General features: G+C 45.4%; 10 protein-coding genes and 1 tRNA gene. 4 read left to right on the top strand and 7 right to left on the bottom strand.

Annotation, left to right across the window (positions count from 1 at the left end; genetic code table 11):
* Positions 1-56: 56 nt before the first annotated feature.
* Together J7K79_RS07815 and J7K79_RS07810 are read left to right on the top strand one after the other, a co-directional pair.
* A complete protein-coding gene (locus tag J7K79_RS07815; RefSeq protein WP_296907225.1) occupies positions 57-1,523 on the top strand; it encodes a hypothetical protein in 1,467 nt (488 codons plus the stop codon).
* A 121-nt stretch (positions 1,524-1,644) separates the two neighbouring features.
* Positions 1,645-2,172 carry a YkgJ family cysteine cluster protein gene (locus tag J7K79_RS07810; RefSeq protein WP_296907222.1) on the top strand — a complete coding sequence of 176 codons (528 nt, stop codon included), beginning with the start codon at positions 1,645-1,647 and terminating at the stop codon, positions 2,170-2,172.
* 45 nt (positions 2,173-2,217) lie between these two features.
* Here the strand turns inward: J7K79_RS07810 and J7K79_RS07805 are convergent.
* Positions 2,218-2,293, bottom strand: a tRNA-Glu gene (locus J7K79_RS07805).
* A gap of 94 nt (positions 2,294-2,387) precedes the next feature.
* Here J7K79_RS07805 and J7K79_RS07800 point away from each other — a divergent pair.
* Positions 2,388-3,215 carry a DMT family transporter gene (locus tag J7K79_RS07800; RefSeq protein ID WP_296907219.1) on the top strand — a complete coding sequence of 276 codons (828 nt, stop codon included), beginning with the start codon at positions 2,388-2,390 and terminating at the stop codon, positions 3,213-3,215.
* An 88-nt stretch (positions 3,216-3,303) separates the two neighbouring features.
* A complete protein-coding gene (locus tag J7K79_RS07795) occupies positions 3,304-3,483 on the top strand; it encodes a hypothetical protein (protein WP_296907217.1) in 180 nt (59 codons plus the stop codon).
* A gap of 19 nt (positions 3,484-3,502) precedes the next feature.
* Here the strand turns inward: J7K79_RS07795 and J7K79_RS07790 are convergent, their stop codons facing one another.
* Genes J7K79_RS07790 through J7K79_RS07765 form a run of 6 tightly spaced genes read right to left on the bottom strand, consistent with a single transcriptional unit; the run spans position 3,503 to position 10,156 of the window.
* Complete coding sequence (locus J7K79_RS07790; protein ID WP_296907214.1) at positions 3,503-4,660, bottom strand: aspartate aminotransferase family protein; 1,158 nt, start codon at positions 4,658-4,660, stop codon at positions 3,503-3,505.
* 2 nt (positions 4,661-4,662) lie between these two features.
* A complete protein-coding gene (gene argB, locus J7K79_RS07785) occupies positions 4,663-5,511 on the bottom strand; it encodes an acetylglutamate kinase (RefSeq protein ID WP_296907211.1) in 849 nt (282 codons plus the stop codon).
* Positions 5,508-6,701 (bottom strand): bifunctional glutamate N-acetyltransferase/amino-acid acetyltransferase ArgJ, encoded by a 1,194-nt coding sequence (gene argJ, locus J7K79_RS07780; RefSeq protein ID WP_296907208.1) that lies wholly within the window; start codon positions 6,699-6,701, stop codon positions 5,508-5,510. The genes argB and argJ overlap by 4 nt, the downstream gene beginning before the upstream one ends.
* Before the next feature lie 16 nt (positions 6,702-6,717).
* A complete protein-coding gene (argC, locus tag J7K79_RS07775; RefSeq protein WP_296907206.1) occupies positions 6,718-7,737 on the bottom strand; it encodes an N-acetyl-gamma-glutamyl-phosphate reductase in 1,020 nt (339 codons plus the stop codon).
* Entirely contained in the window at positions 7,734-8,930 is a 1,197-nt protein-coding gene (gene argH / locus J7K79_RS07770) for an argininosuccinate lyase (RefSeq protein ID WP_296907203.1), read from the bottom strand. The genes argC and argH overlap by 4 nt, the downstream gene beginning before the upstream one ends.
* Entirely contained in the window at positions 8,927-10,156 is a 1,230-nt protein-coding gene (locus J7K79_RS07765; protein ID WP_296907200.1) for an argininosuccinate synthase, read from the bottom strand. The genes argH and J7K79_RS07765 overlap by 4 nt, the downstream gene beginning before the upstream one ends.
* Between the last annotated feature and the right edge of the window lie 883 nt (positions 10,157-11,039).

Genomic DNA, 11,039 nt, shown 5'->3' with positions numbered 1-11,039 from the left:
CCCTCCAGTAAAATGGCTAAAAATAGCTAACAGATTTAAGCAAGGAGGGGGTCATCGTGCATTTCAAAAGGTTTTTGCCGGTGCTTCTTTCGGGACTGGCACTCGCGATTTTTTTGTTTTCCTGCGCTGGACCAATCACTGTTGGGCCTGGAGGAGCAGAGGGGGAGGATCTTTCAAACCTTCTAGAAAGTGGCCTGGATTCTCTGGCATCGGGTAACATCGACGACGCAAAGAGTACTTTCGAGGACGTGTTGAGTGAAGATCCGGAAAATGCCACAGCGAACGCCGGTATGTCTGTGATCCTGCTGTACGAACTGTTTCGTGACTACTCCAGCGAGATAAGCCAGCTCACAGGTGTCTTCAGAAGCGTTCCAGTTAGATTTGGACCTTTCAGAGAAATCACGCGCTCCTTTTCTTTCATGAAGTATTTCTTCATGAGTATGAAACAGTTTCCATTGCCACCAGAGCCACCCGTTCAACCGCCTCCTTTCCTTCCAGAGGAAAATCCATTAGAAACCTGGAACCAGCTTTACGAAACCGTATCTGCCACACTCTCAGAACTCTGGCCGCGCTTGAAAGAACTGGAGCTTTGCCTTGAACGTGCGATAACTGGAAACGCAAGTCTTACACTTTATCCGAACAACTTCGACTGGGATGGAGATGACGTTCTCGAACCCGAAGAACCTCTCGAGCTCTCCGATGGAACGAATACCTATTCTGTGGTGGATTTGCTCTACGGCAGCGTGAGTCCTGAAGGAACACTCGTGATTGTGCAGAGCGGTGGAGACGCCTGGTTCGATTTTGAAACAGTCAGTGGGCAGAATCCTGAAAATATCATTTTTGATGAAAACGACTACCTAATTCTGGACAAAGGAGAATTTTCTGCACTGCTCTTTGTTGTGAAGGCAGCTCTTTCGATTTCTGACCTTCTGTTGACGTGGGACCTGACCTTGCCTTCGGATCTGCCAAATCCTTCTGGGTACGACGATATGGAAACGTGGTTACAGGCTGTACTTGATTATATCGACAATAATAATGATAACATGGTGGATAACACCAGCGGTGATGGTGGAGAGTGGAATAATCTTAATCCGTTCCTTGTGTTCAGAGAAAATGGTTCAGCATACCTTGAAGACCTTGTCGACAGCATTGTAATGGGTATACAATCTGTTCTGTGGTTCAATGAAGACATCGAAGAGGACGATCCGGGAGGCGAGCACGATCTCACCAGTCTGCACTACTTTGAGGAGCCACCGATTGACGAAGAAACGGTGAACACCCTTCAGGAGATAGTAGATACACACCGGGTGGAGCTTCCAGAAGGAGAGCCGTTCACTTATAAACAAACGGAGACAGAAACATTTGTTGCAACGATCGTTGCAATAGACTTCGGTGTTTTGCAAGATAATCCTTCAGGCTTTGAAAACCTCAAAGTCTTTTTCCCCACCCTCGATCTCTCGAATGAATACTACGAATTTCCAGATCCTACGTTTGGTGGGCTTCTTGAACTCGAGGAAGAATAAAGGGGCACGGCTGTGCCCCTTTTCGTTGGTTTAACATACCTTTTCTTTTTCTTTTTCTGAAGAAACCCTTGCTTGTTACCTCAACTGGGTATAGATACTCTCTGTGAGGAGACTGGAGGAGTTGTCTGCCAAAGTAATGGAGTTGTACCGAGACCTAGAAAGGATTCAACGCAACCTTCCTTCCTGCAACGGATGCAGGAAATGCTGTGACACTCCCTCCGTCAACATTGAAGCCACCATCCTTGAGTTTCTTCCCCTTGCACTTCACCTTTTGAAGAACAATTCCATAGAGAGATGGATGAAGATCCTTGAAACCACTGATGAATTGAATCGCTGCGTGTTTTTCGATCCACATTCCGAGCATGGAGGGTGTTCCTATCACTCCTTCAGGCCTCTGGTTTGCAGGTTGTTTTCCGGAAGCTACATTCTGAGAAAGGAAAAACCAAAGGTGTGGGGTTGCAGGCACTTGAAGCCACAGTTGTATGAACTTCTCGAGGGTCTACCGAACTGCCAAGAGGTTTACTCAAAGTTGCTCTCCATCGATTTCTTTCTCGCACAAGAAAGATATCCCATAAACATCGCTCTCAAAAAGGCTCTGGAATACGTCTATGTTTCCCTTTTTCCAACACTTAAGTATAAAGGAGCTTGATCAAAACAAAAATCCCGCCGAAGCGGGACGGTTCACTTTCTGCTCTGGCGCCCCCAAGGGGATTCGAACCCCTGCCTCTGGCTTGAAAGGCCAGTGTCCTAGGCCGCTAGACGATGGGGGCAAACGACATGCACCAGAAAGAAATATACTATAAAATGAGAGATAGTTCAAGAGGCTTCGATCGTAAATATACTGTTAAGAGGGATGTGAAACACTTGAGACCAGTTTTCTACCTCTTGCTCAGCGTTTTAATAGCTTCTTTTTCCGGAATACTCGTAAAGCTCTCTTCTCTTTCCCCAGAGACTATCGCCTTCTACAGGGTTCTCATTGCCTCCTTACTGTTCTTTCTCATTGCCAAGAAACACAAGGTATTCCCCCTTTGGGATGAGATCTTTACGATCGCTGCTGGCTTTTTTCTTGCGATGCACTTTCGTTTCTGGATAGCCGCCTTCGATCATACCACCGTGGCCGGAGCTGTTATACCACTCACGCTGCAGCCCGTCGTCACAAACCTTCTTTCGTACCTCTTGTACAGAGAAAAACTCACACCATATCAGATTGCCATGGGATCGGTTGTTGTACTCGGTGTTCTGATCTCTGCTCTCGGGGATGGAAAATCCTTGGATGTCGCTGAAGGAGACTGGATGGCGATCACTGGCACCCTGTTTCTCTGTGGTTATCTTGTCCTCGGAAGAAAGTTGAACCAGAAAATGGGCAGTCTCACGTTCAGTATGAAGACACACGTGATCGCCTCGATTGTTCTTTTCACACTCTCTTTTCCCTCTTTTGAGATCGTACCGATGAGAGAATGGTTCATACTGATAGCCCTTGGGGCAGGGTGTTCTTTCCTCGGGTATCTGCTCATAAACCTTTCTCTCAAAAGCTTCCCTTCAGGTATCGTGAGCATGGCTTTGGTTGGAGAGTCTTCTCTTGCCATATTGTGGGCGCACCTGCTTTTGGGCGAAATCATAAGAATTTTCCAGGTTGCAGGGTTTGTGATTTCCACCATCGGTCTTGCCTTGTTTCTTCTAATAAAAGCTTGAAACAAAACGAATAAAGTATTAGAATATACTCAGAAAAAGCGAAGCGAAGATCCACAAGATCTGGTAACTCTCACGAGGGGGTGTCTCGATGCCGTACGTATACAGATGCAAAAAATGTGGGGCAATATATTACTCTGCAACGTCCATAGAATACCATCTGAACAAAACCTGTGAAAAATGTGGCGGAGAGCTGGAACAGTTAGGAGAAGAAGGGGAATTGATGAAGAAAGAAAAAGAGAAGGAGGAAAAAGAAAAGAAGAAAAAATGAGGGAGGCATCGCCTCCCTTTCAAATTTCTTGAAGCGCCTCTTCCAGAATCCTGAGCGCTATGTCAATTTCTCCGTACTCAACGGTCAATGGGGGAAGAAATCTTATCGTGTTGTTCCCAGCCGGTACCACGAGCAGTCCTTTCTCAAAGCATTTCATCGCAATGTTCCTGTTTTCCAATTCCTCTGAAAACTGAATCCCTATCATCAAACCCATACCACGAACGTCCCTCATCACACCGAACTTCTCCTTCATCCTGGAGAGTTTCTCCAGCAGGTATTTTCCTTTCTTTTCTACTTCATCCAGAAAACCTTCTTTCGTCAACTCCTTCATTACAGTGACACCCACTCTACACGCAAGAGGATTTCCACCGAACGTGGTGCCGTGATCCCCTGGCTCCAACACATTTGCTTTTTCGTTTACAACAACCGCTCCTATGGGAATACCTCCACCGAGTCCCTTTGCAACTGTGAGGATGTCGGGTATCACTCCGTATTTCTGGTAGGCAAAGAGCTTTCCAGTTCTTCCCATTCCGCACTGGACCTCGTCGAAGACAAGAAGGATATCGTATTCGTCGCACAGTCTTCTTGCTTCTTTGAGAAACTCCTTCGTTGCCGGAATGATACCGCTTTCACCCTGGATGGGTTCAAGAAAGATAGCACACACCTCGTCTGACACTTTTTCCCTCAGGTCCTTGACGTTGTTGAACTCGAAGTAGTCAAAGCCTGGAACGAGCGGTTCGAACGGTTTTTGATACTTCGGCTGGCCGGTTGCGGTGAGAGATCCAAGCGTTCTTCCATGGAAGGAGTTGCGTGCAGAGAGGATCTTGATTTTTTTCTCGTTCTTTCTTTTTCCATACTTTCTTGCGATCTTTATCGCCGCTTCGTTTGCCTCTGTTCCCGTGTTAGCGAAGAATACTTTCCCACCAAACGTGTTCTTTGAAAGAAGCTCTGCGAGTTCCATTTGCGGAATATTCCAGTAGAGGTTAGAGCAGTGAATCAGTTTTCCTGCCTGGTCTCTTATTGCTTCAATGAGTTTTGGATGTGAATGCCCAAGCACGTTTACGGCTATACCCGAGGTGAAGTCAAGATACACCTTTCCACTGTTGTCATAGACCCACGATCCTTTTCCATAGACAAGTGTCGCAGGAAACCTACTGTAAGTGTTCATAAGGAACATTCTCATCCCTCCGATTCCTTAATCATGGTACCTATTCCCTTCCGACTGAATATCTCAAGCAAGATAGCGTGTTCCATCCCACCGTTTATAATGTGCACCGCTCCAACACCGCTTCTTACAGCAGAAATTGCACATTCTACCTTTGGAATCATACCGCCCGTCACGATTCCATCCTTTATGAGAGTTTCCGCCTCCTTCGGGGTCAGGATGGACAGGAGTTCCCCATTTTTCAAGACACCGTCAACGTCCGTGAGGAGGATCAGCTTTTCTGCCATCAAGCTCTTTGCGATCTCCGCGGCAGCAGTGTCCGCGTTTATGTTGTACGAATGTCCGTCTTCTCCTATTCCAACGGGCGCGATCACCGGGATGTAGTCGTTTTCTATCAGCGCGTGGAGTATCTCTGGGTTGACCTGTTTTACCCTTCCAACGTATCCTATATCACCGTACTTTGTCTCTTTCTCGGCTACGATGAGTTTTGAATCCTTTCCACATATACCAACCGCACGTCCTCCGTGAAGATTTATGTTCATAACTATCTCCTTGTTCACCTTCCCCACGAGTACCATCTCCACGATTTCCATCGTTTTTTCGTCTGTCACCCTGTGACCGCTTTTAAAAACAGGCTCTATACCAAGATCCCTCATCATCTGAGAGATGGCAGGCCCACCCCCGTGAACAATAACAGGCTTTATACCGGTGTATTTCAAAAGAATTATATCCTGTATGAAAGCTTTCTTTGCTTTTTTCTCCTTCATGGCACTGCCACCGAACTTTATAACGAACGTTTTTCCATAGAATTCCTTTATGTAAGGAAGCGCTTCAAGAAGAACGTTGACAGTGTTGATTCTCATGTCCTGTACCTCCCATTTATCTCCACGTACTTTTCCGTCAGATCACATCCCCAGGCTCTTGCGAATGCCTTTCCCTGTTTCATGTCGAGAACGATTTTCACCTTCTTTTCGCTCAATATTTTCTTCGCCTTGTCTTCGTCAAAATCCACACCCTGACCGTTCTCCGCCACTTTTATTCTACCTGCTGCACTCTCGAAGAAAAGGTCGAGTCTGTCAGGATTAAACCGTGCACCAGAGTATCCTGCAGCCGCTATCACCCTCCCCCAGTTGGCATCTTCACCGTAGATTGCAGTTTTTACAAGGTTCGAAGATGCTATCGCCCGTGCGATCAGGCGAGCAGAGTTTCTGTCTGGGGCGTTTTTCACCTCTACTTCCATCACCTTCGTGGCTCCCTCTCCGTCCTTCACGATCTTCTCCGCAAGAACCCGATTAACCTCATGGACAGCTTCGTAGAGCTTCCAGAAACCATCGGTTTCTTCTTGGATGGTCGTGTTCCCCGCGAGTCCATTTGCGAGGACGATCACCATGTCGTTCGTGCTCGTATCACCATCGACATCAATCATGTTGTAAGAATCATCAACGGAGATCTTCAGAAGTTTCTTCAGCGCACCTTCAGAAACTTTTGCATCCGTTGTTATGAAAGAGAGCATCGTTGCCATGTTGGGATGTATCATGCCGGAGCCCTTTGCGATCCCAAGGACGGTGATCTCCTTTCCTTCTATCATTACCCTCTCGCTGTGAATTTTTATCTTCGTGTCTGTCGTCATGATCGCCTCTGCAAAAGGGACGGGATCTTTCGAAAGATTTTTCACTGCCTCCTCTATCCCTGCCTCCAATTTTTCCATTGGAAGCTGAACACCTATCACCCCCGTCGAGGACACAAGAACACTCTCAATAGGAACATTCAACTCTTTTGCCGCTTTTTCTGCCATCCTCCTTGCGTTGATCATTCCCTGCTTTCCTGTGCAGGCGTTTGCTATACCGCTGTTCACAACCACTGCCCTGATTCCACCCGGGTTTTTCTCCAAGATCTCCATGTCGTAGATCACAGGTGCTGCTTTCACAACGTTTGTGGTGAACACTCCTGCAGCGGTGCATGGAACTTCAGAAAAGATGATTCCAAGGTCTTTTCTTCTTCTTTTTATTCTACAGTGCACCCCTACGTAGCTGAACCCTCTTGGAACGAACACTCTCTTTCAACCCCTTTCACGGGTATATGGGAAGAGATTCCAGTCCTTCTGTTTCTTCCAAGTTGAACATGATGTTCATGTTTTGAATCGCCTGACCAGAGGCTCCTTTCACAAGATTGTCTATGGCGCTCATCAAGATCAGCGTGCCGGTTCTTTCTTCCATCTGCATTCCTATGAAGACGTGGTTTGAACCATAGCACCATTTCGTTGATGGGAACACACCGGGAGGCAAAACGTGTACGAAGGGTTCTTCTCTGTAAAACTCTAGATAGGTTTCATGAATTTCCTTCAAAGACTTGCTCACCTTCACATAAATGGTGGAGAGAATCCCCCGGGTCATGGGAACAAGGTGCGGCGTGAATATCACCTTCACATCTTTACCGGATATTTTCCTTAGCTCCTGCTCCATCTCTGGAACGTGCCTGTGTTTCGCCACGTTGTAAGGCTTCAGGTTTTCGTTCACTTCGGAGAAAATGTAATCGAGTTTTTCTTTTCTTCCCGCACCCGACACACCAGATTTTGAGTCAACAACGATCGTGTCAGTTTCTACAAGACCTGTTTTCAAAACTGGAGCAAGAGCAAGGATCACGCTTGTGGGATAACACCCTGGGTTTCCCACAATCCGAGCATTTTTTATCGAGTCTCTGTAGAGTTCAGGAAGACCGTAGACTCTTTCTGTGGTGTCGTATCTTTCGAGATTGCTTCCGTACCACTTTGTGTACGTACTCACATCGTCAAATCGAAAGTCCGCACCAAGATCGATGATTTTCACGTTCTGGAGCTCCATGGTAAGACCGTAACTGACCCCGGCAGGCAAAGCAGTAAACACCACATCGCAACTTTCTGAAATTCTCCTGGCATCAAAATCTTCCAGGATGGCTTCTTCGAGTGTAGATGGATACACTTCGTCCAACCTCTTTCCGGCGTACGTTCTGGAAGACATGTAGATGATCTCCGCAGAAGGGTGTTTTTTCAGCAGTCTGAACAGCTCCAACCCGGTGTAGCCCGTTGCTCCCACTATGCCAACCCTGATCAATCTTTTTCCCTCCCGTACTTCTCTGCCACCATTCTATAAGCATCCCGGAACGGTATGCCCTTTTTCACGAGTTCGTACACCCTGTGAGTTGCAAGAACCTCCTCGGTAATACTAGCTTCGGATCTTTCTCTGTTTACTTCGATACGATCAAAAATTATTTTCATTATTCTTAAGATATTCTTAACAACGTCTATCGCCTCTATTACCGGTTTTTTCAGAAGTTGCAGGTCTCTGTGATATCCGAATATCAGGTTCGATGGAAGGGAAGCGGCCATGATCATTTTGGAGATCACCGCGTGGTGGTACGCCCTCACAAGTTCCAGAGGATCCGGATTTATCTTCTGTGGCATGATGGAACTTCCTGTGCACAGTTCTTTTGATAGCTTCAAAAATCCAATCTCCGGAAGAGAGAAGAAGATGATGTCGGAGGCGAATCTGTTCAGATCGTATGAAATATGAGAAAGGACATGAAGGAGAAGATACTCGAACTTTCCTCTGCTGTTTTGTGTGTAGATGGGATTCCATTGTACTCTAGAAAAACCAAGCTCTTTTGCTGTGAACTCCCTATCCACTTCTATCGGAACACCGTATCCAGCACCCGTTCCAAGGGGGGACTGATCGATGATTTCGTACGCTGTCTCAATGAGTTTCAAATCATCCTGCAAGGCATCCCTCAAGGCACCTGCCCACGTTGCAAAATCCGTTGGCATCGCTTTTCTAGTGTGGGTGAAGCCAGCAAATTTCACTTCTCCAAACTTCTCGATGAATCTGTTCAAGCTTTTTTGGAGCTCGACGATCAGTTCTTTTATCTCTTCCAGTTCCTCCTTGTACATGAGTCTCAAGGCAGTGAGCACCTGATCGTTTCTGGAACGTGCTGTATGGATCTTTTTTCCAACTTCCCCTAACTTCTTCACAAGAAAGTTCTCTATGGCGGTGTGGCAATCCTCTTCTTCTGGTTTTATTTGGAACTTTCCCTCTTTCACAAGCTGAAGAAGTTCGTTGAGTGCCTCCTCTATCTTTTTCTGTTCCTCCTGTGTTAGAAGTCCTATTCTCTGGAGCATTCTTGAATGCACAATAGAAGCCTTTATATCGTACTTTATTATTTTCATGTCAACGATGTAATCATCTCCCACTGTGAACTTTTCTACCTCTTCGTCAACTGTATAGCCCTTTTCCCAGAGTTTCTCACTCATTTTTCATACCCCTTCTTCGCGAGTTGATACACCTTGAGTCTCAGAGCATGGATGTTTATGAAACCTCTAGAGTCCGTCGCATCAAAACCTCCTTCAACGTCCATGCTAGAAAGTTCTGGGTTATACAAAGAAAGCGGCGAATATCTTGCGACTGGCATGACGTTACCCTTGTATATGGATACGATTACCTTTCCAGTCACGTTCTCCTGAGATTTTCTGAAGGCTGCGAGCAAAAACTCCATTTCCGGTGAGAACCAGAATCCGTTGTAGATGAGCTCGGCAAACTTCGGTGCGAGCATATCGCGAAGGTGCATCACTTCCTTGTCCATGGTGATTCCTTCAAGATCCCTATGGGCAACCCACAGAATAGCCGCTCCCGGTGTTTCGTAGACGCCTCTTGACTTTATACCGACGAATCTATTCTCCATCATGTCCAACCTTCCAACACCGTTCTTCGCCCCGATTTCGTTGAGGTATTCGAAGAGCTCAAGTGGATCTGTCTTTTCTGTTTTCTCTTTCAAATTTACAACTTTCACCGGCACTCCTTTTTTGAAGTGAATTTCAAGGAGCGTCTCTTCGTCTGGAGCTTCTTTTGGAGAGACGGTCCATGAGAACACATCCTCGTCTGGTATGTACATGGGATCTTCCAGTTTTCCCGCTTCATGGGATATGTGCATGAGATTTTCGTCCTCGCTGTAGGGCCTTTTTTTGGAAACCTTCACAGGGATACCCTTTTCCCTAGCGTAATTTATCAAATCGGTTCTTCCCTTGAATCTGGAGAGAAACTCTGGATCCTTCCATGGCGATATCACTTTGAGATTCGGATTCAAAGCGGCATAGGTGAGCTCGAACCTCACCTGATCATTTCCCTTCCCTGTTGCACCATGCGCAACATATTGAGCACCCTCTTTTTCCGCTATTTCAACCTGTCTTTTTGCAATGAGAGGACGAGCAATCGCTGTTCCAAGAAGGTACCTTCCCTCGTAGACAGCGTTGCCGAGAAGAGCGGTGAATATGTAGTCTGTTACAAACTCCCTTCGAAGGTCCTCGATGTAGACCTTAGAGGCACCTGTTTTCAAAGCTTTCTTTTTTATGGCTTCGAAATCATCTTTTTGACCTATATTTGCCACATAGGCGATCACTTCAAAGCCTTTTTCACAAAGCCATTTTAAGATGACGGAAGTGTCCAGTCCTCCACTGTATGCGAGAACAACTTTCTCTTTCATGGGAGAACCCTCCTTTTAGTTCTTGGTAGCATAATTATAGAATTATCCATCCAGATTTGTATGACGTATTTTTTCACTATTATTTTCAGTTTTGTAAAAGCAGTACTTTACATATTATTTTTTCAATTTGGAATATCAATTACACTTTGTGATAGGCATGCGTTAGAAAAATCTTTGTTGAATATAAATAATCAAGTTTTATTCACAAAAACCAGATTAGTTCCAATTGTTCACAAAGCGGGCAATGTTTGTATAAGGCATGTAGAGGTAGATACAGAGTATGCAATTACCGGTAACGGAGAAATTTAAGCGGGTTTGTGATAGCGGAAGTTATGCAGGAGAAATGGAATAATGGATGACAACACGAGAAAATATGTGAGTATATACCTGAATCTGTCCACGTAAAAATATCTTGAATACACAAATTGTACATTTATCCATAAACATTTTAAGGCAGACCTTTTTGTTTGTGTTTGTGAAACTGGTAACTATACGATTTTCCCTCAAAACACCCCAAAAACCCTTGACCTAGGTCAATGTAATCTATCTTTGGTTTTTCCCTCCTTTTCCATCTTTCTTTGACTATGCAATTATTCCGTCTTTTCACTCAGTACTTGATGATACCAGTTCGTGTGTTAGAATGGTTTATGATGAACCAGTATCAGAAAAGTAAGAAATACTCTTGCCTTCCAAAAAAGCCTGTGGTATAATTTCTTCGAAAACCAACGAGTTTCAATACTTCCTTTGAGGTATGGAAACAAATTCTCCACCACAAGTTCATTCTCTTTGACTATTACCCGTTTCAATACTTCCTTTGAGGTATGGAAACGGGTTAGTTACGCGTTCGATCAACAAAAAAGCAGGGGATTCTCCCCTGCTTTTT

The organism is Thermotoga sp. (assembly GCF_021162145.1).
GTDB lineage: Bacteria > Thermotogota > Thermotogae > Thermotogales > Thermotogaceae > Thermotoga.
This window is presented reverse-complemented; position numbering and strand designations above follow the sequence as displayed.

What these genes read in the sequence shown, in the direction of transcription:
- J7K79_RS07795 (WP_296907217.1), top strand. Translation starts at nt 3,304, where the DNA reads ATGCCGTACGTATACAGATGCAAAAAATGTGGGGCAATATATTACTCT.
- J7K79_RS07790 (WP_296907214.1), bottom strand. Translation starts at nt 4,660, where the DNA reads ATGTTCCTTATGAACACTTACAGTAGGTTTCCTGCGACACTTGTCTAT.
- argB (WP_296907211.1), bottom strand. Translation starts at nt 5,511, where the DNA reads ATGAGAATCAACACTGTCAACGTTCTTCTTGAAGCGCTTCCTTACATA.
- argH (WP_296907203.1), bottom strand. Translation starts at nt 8,930, where the DNA reads ATGAGTGAGAAACTCTGGGAAAAGGGCTATACAGTTGACGAAGAGGTA.
- J7K79_RS07765 (WP_296907200.1), bottom strand. Translation starts at nt 10,156, where the DNA reads ATGAAAGAGAAAGTTGTTCTCGCATACAGTGGAGGACTGGACACTTCC.